Annotated in this window: 24 protein-coding genes; 19 read left to right on the forward strand and 5 right to left on the reverse strand. The window is 45.9% G+C overall.

Features of this window, described 5'->3' with window-relative positions:
- The first annotated feature begins 92 nt into the window (after positions 1-92).
- The 12 genes from yajC (at position 93) to PHP90_RS00760 (ending at position 13873) form a co-directional block, all read left to right on the forward strand.
- Positions 93-359: a preprotein translocase subunit YajC gene (gene yajC, locus PHP90_RS00705; protein ID WP_299923732.1), complete on the forward strand. Its 267-nt coding sequence runs from the start codon at positions 93-95 to the stop codon at positions 357-359.
- The gene (gene secD, locus PHP90_RS00710) at positions 349-1926 is read left to right on the forward strand and encodes a protein translocase subunit SecD (RefSeq protein WP_299923735.1); all 1578 of its coding nucleotides are present in this window, start codon (positions 349-351) and stop codon (positions 1924-1926) included. Before yajC ends, secD begins: the two co-directional genes overlap by 11 nt.
- Positions 1927-1928: 2 nt before the next feature.
- Positions 1929-2906: a protein translocase subunit SecF gene (secF, locus tag PHP90_RS00715; protein ID WP_299923738.1), complete on the forward strand. Its 978-nt coding sequence runs from the start codon at positions 1929-1931 to the stop codon at positions 2904-2906.
- 32 nt (positions 2907-2938) lie between these two features.
- On the forward strand, positions 2939-5386 hold the full coding sequence (gene leuS / locus PHP90_RS00720) for a leucine--tRNA ligase (protein ID WP_299923741.1): 2448 nt from the start codon (positions 2939-2941) through the stop codon (positions 5384-5386).
- Positions 5387-5388: 2 nt separating this feature from the next.
- Positions 5389-5889: a hypothetical protein gene (locus PHP90_RS00725; RefSeq protein ID WP_299923744.1), complete on the forward strand. Its 501-nt coding sequence runs from the start codon at positions 5389-5391 to the stop codon at positions 5887-5889.
- 12 nt (positions 5890-5901) lie between these two features.
- The gene (locus PHP90_RS00730; RefSeq protein WP_299923747.1) at positions 5902-7443 is read left to right on the forward strand and encodes a GGDEF domain-containing protein; all 1542 of its coding nucleotides are present in this window, start codon (positions 5902-5904) and stop codon (positions 7441-7443) included.
- Positions 7440-8603 (forward strand): Mur ligase family protein, encoded by a 1164-nt coding sequence (locus PHP90_RS00735; RefSeq protein ID WP_299923749.1) that lies wholly within the window; start codon positions 7440-7442, stop codon positions 8601-8603. The genes PHP90_RS00730 and PHP90_RS00735 overlap by 4 nt, the downstream gene beginning before the upstream one ends.
- Positions 8581-11568 carry a transcription-repair coupling factor gene (gene mfd, locus PHP90_RS00740; RefSeq protein ID WP_299923752.1) on the forward strand — a complete coding sequence of 996 codons (2988 nt, stop codon included), beginning with the start codon at positions 8581-8583 and terminating at the stop codon, positions 11566-11568. Before PHP90_RS00735 ends, mfd begins: the two co-directional genes overlap by 23 nt.
- 86 nt (positions 11569-11654) lie before the next feature.
- A complete protein-coding gene (locus PHP90_RS00745; RefSeq protein WP_299923755.1) occupies positions 11655-12134 on the forward strand; it encodes a CZB domain-containing protein in 480 nt (159 codons plus the stop codon).
- Positions 12134-13252 carry a 23S rRNA (uracil(747)-C(5))-methyltransferase RlmC gene (rlmC, locus tag PHP90_RS00750; RefSeq protein WP_299923758.1) on the forward strand — a complete coding sequence of 373 codons (1119 nt, stop codon included), beginning with the start codon at positions 12134-12136 and terminating at the stop codon, positions 13250-13252. Before PHP90_RS00745 ends, rlmC begins: the two co-directional genes overlap by 1 nt.
- A 17-nt stretch (positions 13253-13269) precedes the next feature.
- Positions 13270-13662, forward strand: coding sequence for a hypothetical protein (locus tag PHP90_RS00755; RefSeq protein ID WP_299923761.1), 393 nt, complete (start codon positions 13270-13272; stop codon positions 13660-13662).
- Positions 13646-13873 carry a hypothetical protein gene (locus PHP90_RS00760; protein ID WP_299923764.1) on the forward strand — a complete coding sequence of 76 codons (228 nt, stop codon included), beginning with the start codon at positions 13646-13648 and terminating at the stop codon, positions 13871-13873. The genes PHP90_RS00755 and PHP90_RS00760 overlap by 17 nt, the downstream gene beginning before the upstream one ends.
- Positions 13874-13893: 20 nt before the next feature.
- Here the strand turns inward: PHP90_RS00760 and PHP90_RS00765 are convergent, their stop codons facing one another.
- Positions 13894-14400: a YgjP-like metallopeptidase domain-containing protein gene (locus PHP90_RS00765; RefSeq protein ID WP_299923767.1), complete on the reverse strand. Its 507-nt coding sequence runs from the start codon at positions 14398-14400 to the stop codon at positions 13894-13896.
- Positions 14401-14444: 44 nt separating this feature from the next.
- On the opposite strand from PHP90_RS00765, the gene PHP90_RS00770 reads away from it, so the two are divergent.
- The 6 genes from PHP90_RS00770 to PHP90_RS00795 are packed head-to-tail and all read left to right on the forward strand — an operon-like array spanning position 14445 to position 17525.
- The gene (locus PHP90_RS00770) at positions 14445-15026 is read left to right on the forward strand and encodes a hypothetical protein (protein ID WP_299923770.1); all 582 of its coding nucleotides are present in this window, start codon (positions 14445-14447) and stop codon (positions 15024-15026) included.
- Positions 15023-15832 carry a TIGR00282 family metallophosphoesterase gene (locus PHP90_RS00775; RefSeq protein WP_299923773.1) on the forward strand — a complete coding sequence of 270 codons (810 nt, stop codon included), beginning with the start codon at positions 15023-15025 and terminating at the stop codon, positions 15830-15832. Before PHP90_RS00770 ends, PHP90_RS00775 begins: the two co-directional genes overlap by 4 nt.
- Positions 15833-16480, forward strand: a complete 648-nt coding sequence (locus tag PHP90_RS00780) for a 3-methyladenine DNA glycosylase (RefSeq protein WP_299923776.1) — start codon at positions 15833-15835, stop codon at positions 16478-16480.
- A gap of 13 nt (positions 16481-16493) precedes the next feature.
- Complete coding sequence (locus PHP90_RS00785; protein ID WP_299923779.1) at positions 16494-16790, forward strand: hypothetical protein; 297 nt, start codon at positions 16494-16496, stop codon at positions 16788-16790.
- A 53-nt stretch (positions 16791-16843) separates the two neighbouring features.
- On the forward strand, positions 16844-17149 hold the full coding sequence (locus PHP90_RS00790) for a nucleotidyltransferase domain-containing protein (RefSeq protein WP_299923782.1): 306 nt from the start codon (positions 16844-16846) through the stop codon (positions 17147-17149).
- Positions 17142-17525, forward strand: coding sequence for a HEPN domain-containing protein (locus PHP90_RS00795; RefSeq protein ID WP_299923784.1), 384 nt, complete (start codon positions 17142-17144; stop codon positions 17523-17525). The genes PHP90_RS00790 and PHP90_RS00795 overlap by 8 nt, the downstream gene beginning before the upstream one ends.
- Before the next feature lie 24 nt (positions 17526-17549).
- Here the strand turns inward: PHP90_RS00795 and PHP90_RS00800 are convergent, their stop codons facing one another.
- From PHP90_RS00800 to PHP90_RS00815, 4 genes are all read right to left on the reverse strand, one after another.
- Positions 17550-17936: a DUF779 domain-containing protein gene (locus tag PHP90_RS00800; protein WP_299923786.1), complete on the reverse strand. Its 387-nt coding sequence runs from the start codon at positions 17934-17936 to the stop codon at positions 17550-17552.
- A 72-nt stretch (positions 17937-18008) separates the two neighbouring features.
- Positions 18009-19505 (reverse strand): aldehyde dehydrogenase family protein, encoded by a 1497-nt coding sequence (locus PHP90_RS00805; RefSeq protein ID WP_299923788.1) that lies wholly within the window; start codon positions 19503-19505, stop codon positions 18009-18011.
- A 213-nt stretch (positions 19506-19718) separates the two neighbouring features.
- Complete coding sequence (locus tag PHP90_RS00810; protein WP_299923790.1) at positions 19719-19910, reverse strand: YwbE family protein; 192 nt, start codon at positions 19908-19910, stop codon at positions 19719-19721.
- 11 nt (positions 19911-19921) lie between these two features.
- Entirely contained in the window at positions 19922-20554 is a 633-nt protein-coding gene (locus PHP90_RS00815) for an HAD family phosphatase (RefSeq protein ID WP_299923792.1), read from the reverse strand.
- A gap of 80 nt (positions 20555-20634) precedes the next feature.
- Here PHP90_RS00815 and PHP90_RS00820 point away from each other — a divergent pair, with 80 nt between their 5' ends.
- Positions 20635-21288, forward strand: a complete 654-nt coding sequence (locus PHP90_RS00820; RefSeq protein WP_299923794.1) for a phosphatase PAP2 family protein — start codon at positions 20635-20637, stop codon at positions 21286-21288.
- Positions 21289-21330: the final 42 nt, after the last annotated feature.

Below are 21330 nucleotides of genomic sequence, written 5' to 3' on the forward strand. Positions count from 1 at the left end.
AGATGGATAGAACTGATTTTCATGGCGCAATTATACCGATGTTAATGTCTTTTGAGTATAATGCGACAATTTTCTTCATGTTAAGGATATCTATGGAAATTCTCACTCAAATACTCCCTTTCGTCTTTTTGATCGCTATTATGTACTTCGTGATCATTCGTCCTCAGAACCAACAGGCTAAAAAACACAAAGAGATGGTGGAAGCACTGACAAAAGGGGATAAAGTAGTCACCAGTGGCGGCTTAATCGTCGAGATCAAAAAAGTCGAAGAGCAATTTTTTGCTGTGAAATTTAACAATGACACCGAAGGGCAGCTCGTCAAAGATGCAGTAGCCAGAAAGTATGGGGATGAAGCTTAATTATCGCGTCGTTTTACTGATCATTGCGACGATCATCGGTCTCGTTTTCTCGATTCCTTCGTTCACGCAAAGCAGTGAAGGGAAAAAAATCACATTGGGGCTTGATCTTCAAGGCGGGCTTCATATGCTGTTGGGTGTCAAAACCGATGAAGCTGTAAACTCTCAGATGAAATCGATTGCATCAGCGCTCAAACATTACGGTGAGCATAATGATATTTTACTTGATGCAATCAGTGCTCAAGAAAATCAAGTAACATTTGATCTGATAGATGCGGATGATGCGACTGCGATTGATACGTACCTGAAAACACTTGAGGGGACAATTGTTCATTCAAGTGCGGGGAAATACACAATTGCGATGACTCCGGAAGCGATCGAAAAACTCAAAGTGCGAGCAGTCGATCAGGCAATTGAAACGATCCGCAACCGTTTGGACCAATTTGGTCTTGCAGAGCCGACGGTCGCACGACAAGGGGTTGATAAAATCCTTGTAGAGCTTCCGGGGATCAAGACTCCTCAGGAAGAACAACGTGCTCGTGAATTGATTTCCCGTGCAGCAAAGCTTGAGCTGATGGCGGTTGATGAAGACCGCTCGATGCGGGTGAATGAGATGGATGAAGCCGAAGCGGCAAGTTACGGGGACAAAATCCTCGAGGATGCGCTTCAGCCGCAGCTTAAACATCTGGTCAATGAAATTCCTATTTTAGACGGAACGATGTTGACGGATGCGCATGTCGGATACGATCAAAACAACCGTCCGGTAATCAATTTTTCACTCAACTCTGCCGGTGCACAGATTTTCGGTGATTTCACCGGTAAAAGTGTTGGCAAGCGTCTTGCGATCGTTTTGGACGGTAAAGTCTATTCGGCTCCGGTGATTAATGAACGTATCGGCGGGGGAAGCGGACAAATCAGCGGCAATTATACCGTTGCGGAAGCGAATGATCTCGCTATCGCATTGCGTTCCGGGGCATTATTAGCCCCTATCTACATGATGGAAAAACGTTCCGTCGGACCAAGCCTCGGAGCAGACAGTATTAAAGCCAGCCTTATTGCATTCGCGACGGGTGCGGCATTAGTTGTCTTGTTCATGGTCGTATACTATGGATATGCTGGTGTTATTGCAACAACCGCTATGGTGATCAATATCCTTTTAATCATCGCTGTTATGGCGATGTTCGGAGCGACTTTGACGCTGCCAGGTATGGCGGGGATCGTTCTTACCGTCGGTATGGCGGTAGATGGAAACGTCATTATCAACGAACGGATACGCGAGCTTCTTCGTGAAGGTGCCAAGGTACGTAAAGCGATTGAAGGGGGATATGACAATGCGTTCAGTACCCTTGTCGATGCCAACTTGACGACTTTAATTGCGGCCGTTGCACTGTATATGTACGGAACCGGTCCGATTAAAGGATTTGCGGTCACACTTGCAGTTGGTATTTTGGTATCGATGTTTACGGCTATTTTGGGAACACACGGAATTTTCAGTGCGCTCATAGAACACATCGAAAAAAGCGGCAATATGAATCGATGGTTCGGTATCCGTCTTGAGCGCAAGGAGTAGTCATGGAATTTTTTAGAGCTAAAAAAGCGTTCAATTTGATGGGATGGGTCAAACCCATCTTTACTTTTTCACTGCTTGTCACGATTATCTCGTTTTACCTCGTTTTTCATAAAGGGTTTATTTACGGGATCGATTTTGCCGGAGGAACGGTTGTCCAGGTAAAATACGACAAACCGGTACAAATTGACGTTTTACGCGAAAAATTGAAAAACACGCAGTTTGCTTCAGCCGGTATCCAGGAGTTTGGTTCACCTGAGGAGATTATCTTACGCCTTCAAAATACGACGGCGGATGTCACTAAAGATACGGCACAACAAGTTACAGCAGCCCTTCAAGGGACGGGGAACTTTGAGATTCGACGGGTCGATATGGTCGGACCGAAAGTCGGTAAAGAACTCCAAACCCAAGGGATTCTCGCCCTTTCGCTCTCAGTACTTGGAATTTTGATTTATGTTGCGTTTCGATTTGAGTGGCGTTACGGGATTGCGGCGATCATTGCTTTGGTGCATGACGTTGTGATTACGGCAGGGATGGTCAGTTTGTTCAATGTTGAATTCGATTTGACGGTATTGGCCGCATTGCTGACAATTTTAGGATTCTCGATCAACGATACGATCGTTATTTTTGACCGTATCCGTGAAACCATTCGCGAATCGAAAGATGCGGCGCGTTACAGTATGGCTGATATTATCAATGAGAGTGTTACCAATACCCTTTCACGAACAATCTTGACCGTTGCAACCGTCTTTTTCGTTATCTTGACCCTCTTTTTATTCGGCGGAGAGATTATCCACGGATTCAGCTTTGCGATGTTAATCGGGGTTATCTTCGGAGCGTACAGCTCTATTTTCGTAGCATCTCCATTCTTGATCTGGCTTGGGTACGATGTTGCTAAAGCAAAAGCAGGATATGCTGAGAAAGCACGTAACCGTGCAGAAAAAGAGCGTCTAAGAGCGCAGTTTGAACAAGGTATTGTTTAATTTTTTGATATAAAAGTATTTAGGAGTATTGTTTGAATTACACCCCAGCATCGATTGAGGCCAAATGGCAAAAAACGTGGAGTGCTACGAAGGCGTATGAGCCTTCGGATGATTTTAGCAAACCCAAAAAATACGTCCTCAGTATGTTCCCTTACCCTTCAGGACGCATCCACATGGGGCACGTTCGCAACTACACCATCGGTGACACTTTCGCCCGTTACTACCGTCAACAAGGTTTTAATGTCCTTCACCCGATCGGCTGGGACAGTTTTGGTATGCCGGCGGAAAATGCGGCGATCAAACACGGTGTTCACCCTAAAAAATGGACGTATGAGAACATCGCTACGATGCGCGGCGAGCTTGCCGGTCTGGGACTCTCTTTCTCCGAAGAGCGTGAGTTTGCAACGTCGAATCCGGAATATACTGCGTTCGAGCAGGGCTTTATCATCGATATGTTTAATAAAGGGCTCTTGTATCGTAAACAAGGGTTCCTCAACTGGTGTCCGCACGATTTGACCGTTTTAGCAAACGAACAGGTCGTTGATGGCGGATGTTGGAGATGCGGTACTCCGATCGTCCAAAAAGAGATGTATCAGTACTATCTCAAAATCAGTGATTACTCCGAAGAGCTTCTCGAATCGCTCAAAACCCTTGAGGGGAAATGGCCGAAACAGGTTTTGACGATGCAGGAAAACTGGATCGGGAAATCGTACGGTTTGGAATTTCCGTTTAAACTAGATTCAGAGAGTGAATCGAAACTCGGTGCTGTGTATCAAAGTTTCGATGTCTTTACTACCCGTCCCGATACGATTTACGGTGTCAGCTATGCGGCATTGGCTCCCGAACATGAGATTGTCCGTCATATGCTCTCGTTCGGTCTCCTCGATGATGCAACGGCGGATGCGATCAAAGCAATGCAGCGTGTCAGTGCGCGTGATCGTGCGACCAGTCCGAAAGAGGGGGTCTCACTCGGTATTAATGTTCTCCATCCGTTAACCGGTGCAAAAGTCCCGGTATGGGTGGCGAACTTCGTCCTTACCGATTACGGCTCCGGTGCGGTTATGGCCGTTCCGGCGCACGATGATCGCGACTATGAGTTTGCGACCAAATATAATCTTCCGATCAAAGCGGTCATCTTCCCAACTGAGGGTGAATTGCCGAGCGGGTGTGCGTATACTGAAATTGGGACTCTTCGTGAGAGCGGAGAGTTCAGCGGATTGGATAACGTCACTGCAAAAGCTTCGATTATGGATTATTTCGAAGCAAATAAACTTGGGAAGAAAGCGATCAACTTCCGTCTCAAAGACTGGGGTATCAGCCGTCAGCGCTATTGGGGTGCTCCGATCCCGTTGATCCATTGTGACAGCTGCGGCATTGTCCCTGAGGATAAAGCCAAACTTCCGGTCGCGTTGCCTGAAGACGTTGTGATCAACGGTGAGGGGAATCCTCTCGAGCATCATCCGACATGGAAACACTGCATGTGTCCGAAATGCGGTAAACCCGCAACGCGTGAGACCGATACGATGGATACGTTTATCCAGTCATCATGGTATTTCCTCCGCTATACGGTCAAAAATGATTTTAAAGAGGCGTTTGACAAAGAAGCACTGAATTATTGGATGAATGTTGACCACTACATCGGCGGGATCGAGCATGCGATTTTGCATCTGCTGTACGCCCGTTTCTTTACCAAAATGCTCCGCGATTTGGGATACGTCAACAGCGATGAGCCGTTTGAACATTTGCTGACACAGGGAATGGTTCTCAAAGACGGTGCGAAGATGTCAAAATCCAAAGGCAACACGGTTGACCCGGGCGCATTGGTCGAAAAATACGGTGCCGACACCGCGCGTCTCTTTATCCTGTTTGCTGCTCCTCCAACCCAGGAACTGGAGTGGAATGACAGTGCGGTAGAGGGGGCTTTTAGATTTTTGAAACGGTTTGCCGATCGCAGCCAGTACGTCAATGTTACCGATAGCTTACCGAATATCGATCATAGCAGCCTCTCCAAAGAAGAAAAAGCTGCACGTAAAAAAGTGTATGAAGCACTCAAACGGGCGCAAGAAGTCTACGGTGAGCGTCATACGTTTAACACAATGATTGCCGGCGTGATGGAAGCAATGAACGCTTTGAATGAGCAAAATAATACCGATGTATGGACGGAAGGATATTGGATACTTACTTCGATTATGGAACCGATCATTCCTCATTTATGCTGGGAACTCTCTACGAATCTGTTTAACGGAAAAAATTTCGGAGTCCAAACCGTGCGTGAAGAGGTTTTCGAAGTTGAAGCATTGAGTCTCGGTGTCTCTATCAACGGTAAAAATCGTGCTACAATCGAGGTTGGAGTTAACGAGAGCCAAGAAGCGATCATTGAGATTGCCAAAGCTTCCGTTGAAAAGTGGATAGAAGGCAAAGAGATCGTCAAATCGATTGTTATTCCGGGTAAACTGGTGAATCTGGTTATAAAAGGGTAGTAATGCGTTTAGTAATATTTTTGGTATGGGTCGTGTTATTCAGCGGATGCGGGTATGCTCCGGCATCCTACTATGCCAAAAATGTTCTCGGTGACAGCGTTAGTACTGAAGTGGTTATCTCCATGGAAGACCCGCAAAACACGGTTATCATTAAAGATGCAGTGGATCTGGCCGTCATCACAAAGTTCCGAACGGCACTCGTTTCGAAAAAACTCTCCAAAACACACCTGAAAATATCGATTGCTTCGGTATTATTCACACCGTTGCGTTATGATACGAATGGGTATGTTGTTACGTATCGTACAACGGTCGTGATGCACATCGATCGTATTGTAGGAGAAACAACCTCTCCTTATACGACACATGGAAACTATGATTTCTCGATTGAACCGAATGCGATTATTTCGGATCAGGCACGCTTTGAGGCGATACGCCAGGGGGCACAAAAAGGGATCGATTCATTTATCGCACAGGTAGCGGCACAAGGTGCAAGCTCGAAATAAGGGGTAGGTTATATGACCATCAATCAAATTGTTCGCAACACCGTAGATCGGCTCAAAGCCGAAGGTAAAGTATGGACCCCCGATGTGTATACCGAGACGTTTTGCGCTGAGGCCAAAAAAGCGGGATTTGCGGTAGAAGATTGCAGCGGGATCGATCGCTATGTATCATTGTTTGATAAAAAAACTGCCGAAGAGATAAAGCAGTATCGTGTCCGAACTACGGCAGAACTCATCCGTTTTTTAATCTCAAAACTCAGCCGCCTCAATCCCAGCGAAGCCTCAGTCCTTGTAGAATTACTAAGTTCACTAGCGAAAAAAATGGCGCAGAGTATCGATGCACTGCACAACCCTGACGCATCCGCACTCGCTAAAAAAACCATTGCTATTTTGGAAACCCAAGGCGGTGCTACACAGATTGATCTGCTTAAACAGGCATGGAGCAATTTTCTCACTATTTATGATGATACTTTTTTGATGAAATTGGCACCCTTTGGTCCCGTCGATACCGCGAATCTGCGTAAAACCATCGAAGGGTTAAATCTTCAAGAGGGGGGAAGTCCAACAAGCAAGATCGATCATGCTAAAACAGTGCGTTTACTGGTCTCTTCGCTGGTCCCTTCTATTGCACCGTCAATGGATACCGCGACGATTCAGCTTTCCCAAAAGTTACGTGACAATCCTGCTTATATTGCAACAGATGAGTGTGAGAAAGAGCTTAAAACAGCTATCTCGATGCGGATTGCATTGGACAAACAAAGTGTTGAAGAGATGGTCAGTACACTCGATACACTGTTGGAAAAACTCTCTGCACAGCTGATCGAACTGATCGAACGGAGTGAAAATTCGACGTCTGAAATCCGCGAGGTCAAACGGGATCTTGAATCGCTTGAGAGCAACAAACCCAGCGATTTTAAAACCGCACATAAGCGTCTTTATGCGATTGCAAGTACCCTCGAAGAGAAAGTAGAAATTTTGAGCAAAGATCTCAAAGTTCACAATGACAAAGTAACCGAAATGGGCAAAAAGATTGCGACATTGGAAGTGGAACTCTCTCAGGCGACACAGGCTTCTCGTGAGGATTTCCTGACCAAATTGTACAACAAGCGGGCTATTGAAGAGTATCTAACCATCAAAGAAGCGGAGTATGAGCGACACGGCCGAACTTTTAGTGTGGCTATGCTCGATTTGGATCATTTTAAAAAGGTCAATGATACCTATGGACACGAAGCCGGAGATGCGGTGCTCCTTGCTTTTGCCAAAATCCTCAAAGAAGAGGTGAGAACAAGCGATATCGTCGGACGATACGGCGGAGAAGAGTTTCTGGCCATTTTGGGAGATACGGATATCGCAGGAGCAAAAGTGTTTTGTGAAAAAGTGCGTGCACATGTCGAACAGGCTCATTTCATGTATCAGGGAGAGCGAATCAGTGTCAGCGTCAGTATCGGTGTTGCCGAGCGTAAAAACTTCCCTTCCTTGAAAGCACTCATCGGGGGTGCGGATGAGCGACTCTACAGTGCCAAACGCAAAGGGCGAAACCGCGTAGAGCCTGCATGACGTTAGACGATTTTTTAGCCCAAAAACCTCTCTTTTATGATGCGATCGATTATGAGCGTTTCCCAAAAGCGTATCGGGAGATCGTACATCTGCTGCCGGAACTCAAGATTATCCATCTCGTCGGTACCAACGGCAAAGGCTCAACCGGACGTTTTTTAGCCACAGCATTACATCGCTCCGGTAAAAAGGTAGGGCATTATACATCGCCGCATATTCTTCGCTTTAATGAGCGGATATGGATGGATGGGTCGGATATAAGCGATGAAGCTCTGGAAGCGGCACATCAAAAACTTCTGGGATGGATACCCTTGCAAATGGCCGAGGCACTCAGTTATTTTGAATATACAACGCTCCTCGCTATGGTCGTGTATGAGGAGTGCGAATACGTCGTATGTGAAGCGGGACTCGGAGGGGAGTTTGACGCGACGGCAGCTTTTGACAAAGTACTGAGTATTTTTACTCCGATTGATTTTGATCATGCGGCTTTTTTGGGAGGGTCGATAGAGTCTATTGCTACTACTAAATTACGCAGTATGCAAAGCGTTGCTCTTTTGGGAAAACAAAAACATCCTGAGGTCGAAACGATTGCACGAAGCATTGCAGAAGAAAAAGGGTGTAAGCTTTTGAGGGTATCGGACATTCTCACTCCGAATATCGAAGAACAAGCATTGCATCTTGCCACTAAAAATGGTCTCAGCAATTATTTACGCGATAATCTCACTTTGGCAATGGTGGCGTATACCCTTCTGGGGTATGAAGCTACTGAAAATCTTTTCGATCAAAATGCATTATTCGGGCGGTTGAGCCGCATTGCACCCAATATTACGTTGGATGTCGGGCACAACGCATTGGCGGCTAATTCGATAGCACAAGCGTATTTTGGGAAAAAGGTGACATTGGTCTACAACACCTACGGCGATAAAGAGTATCGTGAAATATTGACTCTGTTAAAACCGATCGTTGATTCGGTTGAGATTATCGACGTCGATGAAGCTCGGATCGTTGAACGAAGTCTCCTCGAATCTGTTTTACAAGAATTGGATATCCCCTATCGATCATTTGAAGAGATTAATACTAATCAAGAATATTTGGTTTTCGGCTCCTTTAGCGTAGCCGAGACGTTTTTAAAGAGGATGAATGTCACAAGCACGATGGTATGAGTACCTAAAAAATAACCCGAAAAATCGTCCGGATATTCTCCTATGCGAGGATGCAAAAGAGGCGTCTGAACTGAGCGACGTATCGACATTTTTGGAAATCCCTCATATCGTATTACCCGATTTTCGTGCCGCCTATATGGACGATCTTCGTCCTTTCAGCGAAGAGCTTTTTGCCCTTTTTGCCGCATTGCGTATCTATTACACCGCTTCGAAAAAACCGCTGATTATTTCACCGCTTAAAACACTCCTTTTTCCTCTGCCCAACCCATCCTTACTCCAAAGCGAAACGATCGAGTTTGCTTCGCGGATTGATTTGAACCGTTTCAAAGAGAAGCTTCTGCATTGGGGATACACGTTTGTCGATATGGTCGAAATGGAAGGGGAAGTCTCCCATCGAGGGGATATTCTCGATATTTATGTTCCGAATACGAGCAATCCGTACCGTATCAGCCTTTTTGACGATGAGGTCGAAGAGATCAAAGCATTTGATGTCGAAACACAGCGTACGGACAAAGAGGAATTGGCCTCTATCGAAGTGACAAGTGCTTTTTTCTCTCTTGATGAGCAGCAGCATAAAGCATTTGAAAAAGCGATTGCTCAGGCGCATAGCGACAGCTTCGTCAAAGATATTGCCTCTCTCGGATTCTGGGTCTTGGGTGAACATGGAGTCGATCTGTGCGAGGGGAAAAAAGTCTCGCGTATCCGTGAGATGAAAAGCATACTCGATGAAGCGTACGGACTCAATCAACCCGTCTTGTCGCGAGCGAGACTCGAAGCAGACATCCTCCCCGAATCCGAACGTTACACCCCGCTGGGAGGGGGGAATTTCGAGACTCTCCGAAGTGTCCACAAGAATAAAAAGTTCACCCTCATCGCCGCCAGCGATACACAGCTCAAAGCGGCAGGGATTTTCGAACTTAAAGGGATACATGTTAAAACCTCGGGGATCGTTCTCAATCTGATCGGACCGGATGAGGTTATATTTTCTCTTAACCGCCATGAGAAAAAGCGTCGTCGCCGCCGTACCTCGATCCTCCTCGATGATCTGAAAGTGGGGGACTATGTCGTTCACGAAGAGTATGGGGTCGGGATATTTGTCGGGATCGAGCAGGCGGAGATCCTCGGCGGGGTGAAAGATCTCGTTGTGATCAAATACATGGGGGATGACAAGCTTCTCCTCCCCGTCGAAAACCTCGATACGATTGACCGCTATATCGCCTCAGGGAGCCTCCCCGTCCTTGACCGTCTGGGCAAGGGAAGTTTCGGCAAGCTCAAAGAATCGGTCAAAGCGCGGCTGTTTGAGATCGCTTCGGAAATTGTCGGGATCGCGGCGAGCCGTGCCCTCATCAAAGCGTCGGTGATCAATGTCGATGCAGGAGAACTTCGCCGTTTCCAAGCAGAGTCAGGATTTGACTATACCCCTGACCAAGCGAGTGCGATCAGCTCCATCGTTCGAGATCTCTCTTCGGGGCAGATTATGGATCGGCTCCTCAGCGGAGACGTCGGGTTCGGTAAAACCGAAGTGGCGATGAATGCTATCTTTGCCGCTGCAAAAGGGGGTTATCAATCGCTCCTCGTTGTTCCGACGACTTTGCTCAGTTCGCAGCACTTTCAGTCGCTTAAAGCGAGGTTGGCACCGTTTGGTCTTCGGGTTGCGAAGCTGGATCGTTTTGTCAGCACCAAAGAGAAAAATGCAACCCTTCGTGCACTGGAAGCGGGAGAACTCGATTGCGTTGTCGGAACCCATGCTTTGTTTGGGGTGAGCTGCAAAAAGCTCGGGATCGTCATCATCGACGAAGAACACAAATTCGGGGTGAAACAAAAAGAGAAACTCAAATCGCTCTATGAAAATGTCCATCTGCTCAGCATGAGTGCGACTCCGATCCCGAGAAGCCTCAACCAAGCCCTCAGCTCAATCAAAACGATGTCCGAGCTTCTCACCCCTCCGAGCGAACGCTTAGGGGTACGGACATTTGTGAAAAATTACGATGAAAAACTGATCAAAGAGGTGATATTGCGCGAGCTACGCCGCGGCGGACAGGTGTTTTATGTCCACAACTCGATTGACTCGATGGTGATTAAATCGGGAGAACTCAAAGCAATCCTTCCTGAGCTTCGGATTCTGATTCTCCATTCCCAGATCAATGCGACCCAAACGGAAGATGAACTGGCTAAATTTGCCGATCGGCAGTACGATGTACTCCTTGCAACTTCGATCATCGAATCGGGTATCCATATGCCGACGGTCAATACGATGATTATCGACGGGGCGGACCGTTTCGGGATGGCCGATCTGCATCAGCTGCGCGGACGGGTCGGACGGGGCCATACTGAAGGGTATGCCTATTTCATCGTGGATGACAAAGATCACCTCACCGAAGAGGCGAAAAAGCGCCTCGTGGCTCTCGAATCGAATTCATTCCTAGGCAGCGGATCGATGCTGGCCTATCACGATCTCGAAATCCGCGGCGGGGGGAACCTCGTAGGTGATGCCCAAAGCGGCCATATCAAAAATATCGGGTATGCATTGTACTTACGAATGTTGGAGGACGCGATTAAAATCCTCACGAACCAAACAACTGCAGTAAGGGCGAAAGTGGATATCAAACTCACTGTCAGCGCCTTTATCAGTGATGATCTTGTCAGCGAAGACCGCCTCCGTCTCGAACTCTACCGCCGTCTCAGCCAGTGTGAGAGCCCGAATGAGATTTATGAGATCGAAGAGGAAGTCGGGGATCGTTTCGGCAAGCCTGATACTCCGACCAAACAGTTCTTTGAGATTATGGTGATAAAATTGATGTCTATCGAGAAAAAGATCAAAATGGTGAGCAATTACAACCAAAACATCACCATCGAATACACGAACGGCGTCAAAGAGACACTACAGAGTAAAAGCAAAGACGATGATGATCTGATCGGCGCTGTTTTACACTATCTCCGTACCGCAAAACCGAAAGTGTTATAGAATAAAGTGAACATTTGTGTAAATTTATTCTCTTTTGCACCATTGGGTCGTTATAATAGAAGCTTTATTTTAATAAGGAGACTACCTTGGATAAAGCAATCACATTGCAGTTGCTAAGTGATGCAAAGAAGGCACACATTAATTGGGTACAACGTGCACAGCTGTTGATTGACGGGCTGCCGATCGATAAAGATGCGATACCGTTAAGCTGTAGTGATTGTGTATTTGGACAATGGCTCTATCAAGAGGGGAAAAAGCTTACGACTCTTGGAAATATCCCCCATTTAGAAGATATTGAGAAAGTACACTTTGATTTACACGATCAATACATGAAAATATTCAAGATATATTTTGCCGATGACGATCGTTCCTTTTTCTCCAAACTGTTGAACTCCAAACAAAAGATCAGTGATCAGGGAAAAGAGATGGCGAAAGAGTATTTTAAAAAGATGCAAGCTGCTTCCGAACAACTCCTTAACCTTATAGGCAAACTGGAACGCCGTTTGTCTGCAATTCCCGAAACCACTTTCAATAAAACTACAAACGGATCGGAAACAGAGGGTTAATGAGTTTTTGCAGTTACTATGATACCTATCAATGCCGCTCATGCAGTTGGATCGATTACCATTATGCCGAACAGCTCAAGCTCAAGAGTGAGCATTTACACGCACTTTTGAATCCTTATAATCCGAACGAATGGCTCAAGCCTGCCACGTCTCAGATTAAAGGATTTCGAAACAAGGCCAAAATGGTAGCGACTCCGACACCGGAGGGGGTAGTTCTTGGCCTCTCCGAAGAGGTGAGTCTGATCGAGTGTCCGTTGTACGATATGAGTATGCAAAAGGTGTTGCACACGGTAGAAACATGGCTGCGGGAGTTGGGTGTCAAAGGGTATGATGTCAAAAAGAAAAAAGGGGAGTTGAAATACGTCCTCCTAAGCCGCAGCAAATCCAACGGAACAATGATGCTCCGTTTCGTCCTCCGCTCACACGGGATTATCGGACGGCTGGAAAAAGGGCTGGACGATTTGCTCAAACGTGCTCCCGAGCTTAAAGTGATTACGGCCAATATACAGCCCGTACACATGGCGATTTTGGAAGGGGATGAGGAGATTTTCTTTACCGAACAACGCCGTCTCGAAGAGCGTTTAAATGGTATCCCTCTTTATGTCCGTCCTAAAAGCTTTTTCCAAACCAATCCCGAAGTAGCCGAAAAACTCTACCGTACCGCGAGCGAATGGGCGGATGAGAGTAAGCCTAAAATTCTGTGGGATCTGTTTTGCGGAGTAGGGGGATTTGCACTCCATTGTGCCGCACCGGATCGAAACATCGTAGGGATCGAGATCGAACCCGAAGCGATCGAGTGTGCCCGTGATTCGGCAGCACAGCTGGAGATACAAAACATCCGGTTCGAATCGCTCGATGCGGCGAGTTTCGGAGCGAGTTCAGGGGAAAAACCGGATGTGGTGATCGTCAATCCGCCGCGTCGCGGGCTGGGAGAACAGCTGTGCAAATGGCTGACGCGTGTGGGAGCGCAGCGGATACTCTACTCGAGCTGCAATGCGATGAGTTTAGCCAAAGACCTTGAAAACTTGAGCAGCTACAGCGTGAATCGGGTTCAGCTTTTTGATATGTTCCCCCACACCGCCCATTATGAAGTTTTGGTAGAATTAAGCAGAGTGTAATTTTTTAAAGGTGTTTTATGCCAAGAATTTTGAAAATATTTTTTGTTACTTTGTTACTTATCGCCATGTCATCACTATATGCGCAATGTACTGCAACTACTTATCCGGAAGTAGCAGAGAAAATTGCTTATGGCCATTCATGGGAAAAACACAGGAATGAATTTACTGCCGGTATTGTAATGGCCGGATTGGCAATGCCATCCAGTGTGCAAGTGACAAATGTGAAAGAATTTGAGTCTCATATCTTATCAATCATCTCTTCATCTACGAATAAGAGTCTTTCAAACGGTCGTAGAGCATTTTGGGATTATGCAACCGGAACAATAGTCTTTTATGACCCATACAGCAATGATTGTGGAACTGCATTTCGTCCAACAGCAGGAAAACAATATTTTGATCGTCAAAGATAAAAATGGAGACAAAAACATGAAAGTTTCAAAAAAAAATAGGGATAGTTTCGTGCTTGAATGCAGCAGAGAAGAACTAATTTTATTGTCTAATGCCCTTAATAATATTCCTCAAGCTGTTGATGAAGAGGAGTATACGGCACTGATTGGAGCGACTAAGATCGATACGGACAAAATACTGGATATTTTACTCGAAGTATTAGATGAAGAGTAAAAATTAGCTAGGAATTTCCGTTAGTATAATTTTTTTACAGATGCATCCAAATACGTTAAATACAGCCTCACTTCAAATTCGAGCTGATGGTACTGCGGTTCGATGTGGGTGCAGAGCTTGTAAAACGCTTTGTTGTGCTCTTTCTCTTTCAGATGTGCCAACTCGTGGGTGACGATCATCCGAAGAAACGGCTCGGGTACTTTTTTAAAAAGATGGGAAATCCGAATCTCGTTTTTGGCTTTGAGTTTTCCCCCCTGAACCCGTGAAACGAAGGTATGGGTTCCCAGCGCAGAGTGCAGATCACGGATTTTTGTATCGAAGAGCACTTTGGAGATGGAAGAAGAGCCTCGAAAATGGGTGTTTTTGAGATCCATCACGTAGTCATAGAGACTTTTATCGGTCGCATAGGGATGGATATCGGGATATTTGAGTAAAAGCCGCTCTCCGAGGGTATCGGTATCGATCAGATGACGTACCTGCGTTTGTATCTCATGAGGGTAATGGGCCAGATATTTAAGGGTGTGCATACGCAATTGTAGTATAGTTTCACAATAGAAAGCAAAGGTTCGGGATGGAACACCAAAAGATCGACGAACTCGTCGCCAAAATCAAAGCACTCGAATCGGAACTGGAAGCAGAACTGCATCAGGAATATGAGAAGTTTACCTGTGAAATAACGAAAAAACGAGAAGAGATCCTTGCCTCTTATCGTAAAGAGCGTTTGGGAACCCTGCGGTATCTGATTACGGCTCCTATTTTGAATCTTTTGAGTGCTCCCGTGATTTGGTCGGTATTGATCCCTGCACTGATATTGGACGGGTTCGTCAGTGTTTATCAGTGGATCTGTTTTCCGATATACAAGATCACCAAAGTCAAACGGAGCGACTACATCATCGTTGACCGTCACAGACTTGGGTATCTCAACAGTATCGAGAAGCTTAACTGTCTCTATTGCAGTTATTTTAACGGATTGATGGGATACATCACCGAGATTGCCGGACGAACGGAACAATATTGGTGCCCGATACGCCATGCCTCGAGAGTTAAATCGATGCACAGCAATTATAAAAAATTCTTTGATTATGGAGACAGTGAAAACTTTCGTCAGAGAATCGCAGAGCTGAGAGAGGATCTCAGAGAGGAGAAAGAGTGAAAATAGCATTTATCGGAGATGTCGTCGGCCGTCCGGGACGGGTTATGATTAAAGAGCATCTGATGAGACTTCGACGGGAACACGGAATTGATTTTGTCATCGCCAACTATGAAAACGCCTCCCACGGCTTCGGTCTTACGGTCAAAAACGCCCATGAGCTGTTTGAATGCGGTATCGACGTCATGACCGGAGGCAATCATACATGGGACAAAAAAGACATTATCCTGTTGATGGAGACGTTCCCCCTTTTGCGCCCCCACAACTATCCTGCGGGCGTACCGGGGAGCGGATGCCGTATCTTTGAAGTGGCGGGGGAAAAGCTCGCTGTTTTGAACATCATGGGGCATTACGGGATGCCGTATGTCGATAATGCTTTCCGTTGTGCCCGCGACAGCGTCGCTCAGCTGAAAAATGAGGGGATAGAACATATCTTCCTCGATTTCCATGCCGAAGCCTCCAGTGAGAAACGGGCGATGATGATGTTGTTGCAGGGGCAGGTGAGCGGCATCATCGGAACCCACACCCATGTCGGCAGCGACGATCTTCAGATTGCTCAGGGGACGGCGTATCTCACCGATATCGGCCTTAGCGGCTGCCGTGACAATGTGATCGGTATGGATGCCAATGTCCCGCTGGAGCGGTTTTTGACCGGTGTTTCAGGACGGTTCGAAGTGCCAGAGAAATGCCGAAAAATTCTCCAAATCGCTATCATGAACCTCGAAGAGGGGAACTGCACCGAAGCATTCAAACTCAAAATCTTCGATGACGGCAGAGTGATCCGCACGGATGCGTGGATAGAGGAATAAATGGAATTAAGCGATTCTTGGGAGCTTTTCAGCGCTTTAGAGCGCCTCAAACTTCTCGAAAATTCTCCGCCGCTTTGGTGGCCTGCATATGGAACCTTTGAAGTCGTCATCGGCGCCATCCTCACCCAAAATACCCAGTGGGAACGCGTCCAAATTTCCCTCGAAAATCTCCGCGTGCGTGAGCTGATAGACCCCGAAGTCCTTTCAAAATGCCATCATGAAATCCTCATGGAGCTTATCCGTCCGAGCGGTCTGTTCAAAGCCAAAGCGACGAATCTAATCCGTCTTTCACGCAATATGATCGAGGAATACGGCGATTTCGAGACCTTTTCCCTCTCCGTGGATCGCGACTGGCTCTTAGGTCAAAAAGGGATCGGCCCCGAGACGGCAGACTCTATCCTCTGTTATGCCTGCGCCCGACCTGCGATGGTTGTCGATGCCTACACGGCACGGCTGTTAAATGCATTCGGGTATGAGTTCGAGAGTTATGATGAGCTGCAGGAGTGGTGCGAAGCGGGGGTAAGGGGATATTTCGATGCCGTTCAGCTCCCTGCCGCGTTTGCGCGGTTTCATGGGATGATAGTGGAGTATGTGAAGAGGAATAGTAAGGGGAAAATAATTAGTATTTTGAAGTTAACAGAAATTTAAAAAGGAATATATAATGATAGACTTATTGAAAAGTATTTTTGGTTGGATGTTTTCTTTGTTATGTCCTAAAGAAGGACAAACTATTACACAAGAAGAAATAATGTGTGAAATCTCTCATTTTAATATGCCCACATGGCCAAAAAAGATTTTTGTAGATGGAAAATTTACTGAAGTTTCTTGTAAATATTATGATAAAAAGAAAAAAAGATGTGTTCAGGAAAATATACCTTGTATTTTAATAACACCCATTGCGAAAGAAGAAGCAGATAAATTTGCGGAAAAATATAGATTAAAGTATGATGATAATTGAGAAAATAATGGTTGTGCTATAATTTACCAAAATGAACAAAAGAGGGAGGACATATGAGTGAAAACGATATTATGAAAATCAGCGATACGATCATTCGCATCGCGCAACCCCAAAAACTCCTTTTGTTCGGCAGCGGTGCGACGGGGAGGATGAATAGCGAGAGCGATCTCGATTTTCTCGTCGTAACGGAGCATTGCAGTGATGAAGATGTGCAGGTTCGCCGTGAACTGTATCGCCAAAATGTTCGTATTCCCCTTGATATTATCTACGTCACCCCCGAAGCGTTATCGGCGAAACTCTCGACCAATGATCCCGCCTTCAATGACCTCTACTATAACGCCAAGGTGATGTATGGGTAATGCAACGGCGGCGAAAGAGTGGCTCTCTTTCGCTCACAAAGATTTAGAAGAAGCGATCCTTTTAGACAGAAACGATTTTTATACCGATAAGATCGGATTTTCATTACAGCAAGCGTCTGAAAAATGTCTCAAAGCATTATTGGCTTATGAGAATAAAAAGATTACCAAGGTACATGATTTAGTAGAGCTGTTGGCTGAGGTCGATAGTGTGTTGAAGTTTGATGATTATGTCGAAACGATGACACGACTCAACGGATTTTATATCGCATCACGTTATCCGATGCCGATTCTCTTTTCACCTTCAAAAGAACAAACCAAAGTGTATATTGTCAAAACGCAGGAACTTTACGAGACGATTAAAAATATTTGCTCGTAAAAAATACTTCTTTAACTCGTTCTATTAACGAGGATCACTATCCCGTTCTTTGATATACGCATACTCTTCATCGCTAAAGATTCTCGACCTCGTGATAAACTGATACCCTAGATCGATCTCCAACGAAAACGAGTTTCCAAACGCACTTTTTTCCTCTTTGACATCGATAATGATCTGAGAATGGCGAAAATATTCGAACTGGTCTTTGTCGATGTAGAATTCGCATCCGCATATCTCCCCGAGTTTTACATTTCTGCTGGGGACATAAAAATCGCTTTTTTCATAACACATGGGAGCCGTTCCGTCACAGCATCCGCCGCTTTGGTTAAAGACTAATTCGCCGTTTTGTTTTTTGAGTATTTCGATGATTTCTGCAGCTTTTGGGGTGAGGGATAATCGTTCTATGTTCATTTGAAATTCCTAAAATACTCTGTGTGCGGGATCAAAACAGGTTTGATCCCGCCCGAACTTTTCAACTACCGATTAAAAAAATCCCATAGCACTTTTGTTGTACGACGTTAAGATATTTTTGGTGTGACGGTATGAGTTTAGCATCATCATGTGCGTCTCACGGCCGAGACCTGATTTCTTGTATCCTCCGAACGATGCGTGTGACGGGTACATATGGTAGCAGTTCACCCATACGCGGCCCGCTTCGATTCCTCGGCTGATTTTGTGCAATTGGTGGGCATCGCGTGACCATACCCCTGAACCCAATCCGTAGATAGTGTCGTTGGCGATTGCTAATGCTTCTTCTTCGTCTTTGAAAGTGGTAACGGCAAGAACCGGTCCGAAAATCTCTTCTTGGAAGATGCGCATTTTGTTGTGGCCTTTAAAGACGGTCGGTTGGATATAAAATCCGTTCGGGTAGGTTGTTGATTCATAGACTTCTCCGCCGATGAGACACTCCGCCCCTTCTTCTTTACCGATGTTGATGTATTCGAGAATTTTCTCTTTTTGGTTGAGTGAACATTGTGCACCCATCATGTTCTCGACATCGAGCGGATTGCCGAGTTTGATCGCTTTCATCCGTTCCAAAACGCGTTTCATAAACGGCTCATAGATCGATTCTTGGATGAGGGCACGGGACGGACACGTGCATACTTCACCGGAGTTAAAGGCAAAGAGGATCAATCCTTCGATCGCTTTGTCAAAGAACTCATCATCGGCATCCATAATCGATTCAAAAAAGATATTCGGAGATTTGCCGCCCAATTCCAATGTAGTCGGGATGATATTTTCCGTCGCGTATTGCATGATCAACTGACCCGTTGTTGTTTCACCGGTAAAGCCGACTTTTTTAACGTCCGGATGGGTTGAGATGTATTTACCGATTTTTCCGCCGGCACCGTTGATAATATTGATAACCCCTTTTGGAAGAACATCCTGGATCGCTTCCATCAAGAGCAAAATCGACATAGGGGTGGCAGACGCCGGTTTCATGACGATACAGTTACCCGCTGCCAATGCCGGAGCCAGTTTCCATGCCGCCATTAATAACGGGAAATTCCACGGAATGATTTGGGCAACAACACCGTACGGCTCAAAAATCTCTTGGGAGATTGTATTTTCATCGATGTCCGCAACGGTACCGGACTCGGCTCGGATGACAGATGCGAAATATCGGAAATGGTCTACGACTAACGGAACATCCGCATAGAGGGTTTCACGGATCGTTTTACCGTTATCCAGAGTCTCTGCAATCGCGAGGGCTTCCAGATTTGCTTCAATCGCGTCTGCGACTTTGTTAAGCATAATACTGCGTTCAACGACGGAAGTATGTTTGTACGATTGGAATGCTTTGTTTGCTGCTTGGATTGCCAGTTCGACATCGGCTTCATTTGATCTTGGAATTTTGGTTAAAACTTCACCATCGACAGGAGAAATATTCTCAAAATACTCGCCGCTTATAGGAGCTACCCACTCTCCACCAATGAAATTCTCATATTGAGCTTTGTAAGTCGGTTTTGTGTATGCCACTTTTTTTCCTTTGATTCAATATCGTGAAGAAACTTGACGGAATTTGTCCAACAATTTTTTCTCGGTCAATACTTTATACTACTTCTATAGCTTGAAAATAGCGGTCATAAAAACGTCCTATTTTCTGCGATATCGCTGCGGTTTTGTGAAAGGATTGGAGAATATTTGGAAGAAAATCGGAAGAAAAAAGAAAAAAACAGCGTTCAAAGAGGGTTAAAACACCTCTTTGACCCGTCCCACTTCCCCGCTCATGAGTCGTACTTTAATCCCGTGCGGATGGCTCGGTGATTTGGTGAGGATATCACGGACGATTCCCTCTGTAAGTCTTCCCGTGCCTTGATCCTCTTTGAGGACGATGCTCACCCGTTTGCCTGACATGATATTTTTGCGTTCTTTGCCGTCCATCTGTTTTCCTTTTATTTGAGTAGTGTTATGAGCTCATCGAGTGTTTGTATCCGATGGGTCGCTTTGCTAAAATCGTGGTTTTCGGTGAAGCGGTTGTGGACGATGACGCATTCGATCCCCGCATCCACGGCGGAGCGCAGCCCCCGTTCCGAATCCTCGACGATAATCGTCTCACTTTTCTCCCCTCCTAAGCGTTCCAATCCCAAGAGATACGGATCGGGGTAGGGCTTGGCACGGGGATATTCGCCGCTGCAAAGGACGAAATCCATGTAGTCGGTTATTCCGCGCGCGGCATGGATAAGTTCGAAATCGCATCGCAGCGCCGAGGTGACGATCCCCATACGGTATTTTACAGAGAGCTCGGCGAGCACTTCACGCACCCCGGGGATGGCGATCTCTTCGGTGCGAAGGTAGTGCTGATAGAGCTCGTTACGGCGTTCACGCCATTTATCGGTTTCACTGATCGGTACACCTGCTTCTTCCGCGATCAAAAAGGCGCTCTCTCCTGCGATCATAATGTCGCGGTAGCGTTCGGGAGTGAGGGTGAATCCCATCGTATTAAGGACTTCGGCACTGGCGGTGTAGTACCAGTGTTCGGTATCGACGAGGACGCCGTCGTTGTCAAAAAGGATCTGTGTTTTCATGGGTGAATTGTACCAACGTTACCTTATCGTTATCATCACTCTGTACACTTTTGCAATTTTTTAACCTAGGATGCGTCAGCATGAACAGAGCACTGATCTCAAATTATATGTTTTTGCTTTTCGCATCGGCATTTTTATCCTATTGGTATGTGGATCAGGCACTTGCCCTTTATATCCATACTTTGGGTATCAATGTCTCCAACACTTTTTTCCATGCCGTCACCCAGTTTGGAGATTCCAAATATCCCCTTCTCGGAACGTTTTTGTTTTATCTTATCTATCGCAAAAGCGATAAACACTTTGCCCGAAAGAATCTCTATATTTTCAGTACGGTTGCCATCAGCGGTTTGATCGTCGATATCGTCAAAGTGATTGCGGGGCGGATGCGTCCGGAACTGTTTTTTGAAAATCAGCAGTACGGTTTTAGCGGGTTTAAGTTTGAAAGTGCATTTTACTCGTTTCCATCAGGGCACAGCGCTACGGCATTCTCTTTTTTTATCGCTCTCGCCCTTTTAAACCCGAAATACAAGCCGCTCTTTATCGCTTTGGCATTACTGATCGTTCTGAGCCGAATCATCCTTTTGCAGCATTATCTCAGTGATGTCGCGATCGGCAGTGCCATCGGAGCGTTTTGTTCGTATTGGATCTATCATCGCTATTATCTCCACGCAAAGAGCGTTAGAAGATTCTCGCTGGTTTCGTATAAACGGTCTCTGAGCAAAAGTTTCGCATAGAATCGGATTTGCATACCTTTGGCAACATTATTCCAAAGGGGA

This window comes from Sulfuricurvum sp. (assembly GCF_028712165.1).
In the GTDB taxonomy this organism is placed as follows: Bacteria; Campylobacterota; Campylobacteria; order Campylobacterales; family Sulfurimonadaceae; genus Sulfuricurvum.

Coding starts and splice junctions, on each gene's coding strand:
- yajC (WP_299923732.1), top strand. CDS start 93: ATGGAAATTCTCACTCAAATACTCCCTTTCGTCTTTTTGATCGCTATT.
- secD (WP_299923735.1), top strand. CDS start 349: ATGAAGCTTAATTATCGCGTCGTTTTACTGATCATTGCGACGATCATC.
- secF (WP_299923738.1), top strand. CDS start 1,929: ATGGAATTTTTTAGAGCTAAAAAAGCGTTCAATTTGATGGGATGGGTC.
- PHP90_RS00725 (WP_299923744.1), top strand. CDS start 5,389: ATGCGTTTAGTAATATTTTTGGTATGGGTCGTGTTATTCAGCGGATGC.
- PHP90_RS00730 (WP_299923747.1), top strand. CDS start 5,902: ATGACCATCAATCAAATTGTTCGCAACACCGTAGATCGGCTCAAAGCC.
- PHP90_RS00735 (WP_299923749.1), top strand. CDS start 7,440: ATGACGTTAGACGATTTTTTAGCCCAAAAACCTCTCTTTTATGATGCG.
- mfd (WP_299923752.1), top strand. CDS start 8,581: ATGTCACAAGCACGATGGTATGAGTACCTAAAAAATAACCCGAAAAAT.
- rlmC (WP_299923758.1), top strand. CDS start 12,134: ATGAGTTTTTGCAGTTACTATGATACCTATCAATGCCGCTCATGCAGT.
- PHP90_RS00755 (WP_299923761.1), top strand. CDS start 13,270: ATGCCAAGAATTTTGAAAATATTTTTTGTTACTTTGTTACTTATCGCC.
- PHP90_RS00765 (WP_299923767.1), bottom strand. CDS start 14,400: ATGCACACCCTTAAATATCTGGCCCATTACCCTCATGAGATACAAACG.
- PHP90_RS00770 (WP_299923770.1), top strand. CDS start 14,445: ATGGAACACCAAAAGATCGACGAACTCGTCGCCAAAATCAAAGCACTC.
- PHP90_RS00780 (WP_299923776.1), top strand. CDS start 15,833: ATGGAATTAAGCGATTCTTGGGAGCTTTTCAGCGCTTTAGAGCGCCTC.
- PHP90_RS00785 (WP_299923779.1), top strand. CDS start 16,494: ATGATAGACTTATTGAAAAGTATTTTTGGTTGGATGTTTTCTTTGTTA.
- PHP90_RS00790 (WP_299923782.1), top strand. CDS start 16,844: ATGAGTGAAAACGATATTATGAAAATCAGCGATACGATCATTCGCATC.
- PHP90_RS00795 (WP_299923784.1), top strand. CDS start 17,142: ATGGGTAATGCAACGGCGGCGAAAGAGTGGCTCTCTTTCGCTCACAAA.
- PHP90_RS00800 (WP_299923786.1), bottom strand. CDS start 17,936: ATGAACATAGAACGATTATCCCTCACCCCAAAAGCTGCAGAAATCATC.
- PHP90_RS00810 (WP_299923790.1), bottom strand. CDS start 19,910: ATGGACGGCAAAGAACGCAAAAATATCATGTCAGGCAAACGGGTGAGC.
- PHP90_RS00815 (WP_299923792.1), bottom strand. CDS start 20,554: ATGAAAACACAGATCCTTTTTGACAACGACGGCGTCCTCGTCGATACC.
- PHP90_RS00820 (WP_299923794.1), top strand. CDS start 20,635: ATGAACAGAGCACTGATCTCAAATTATATGTTTTTGCTTTTCGCATCG.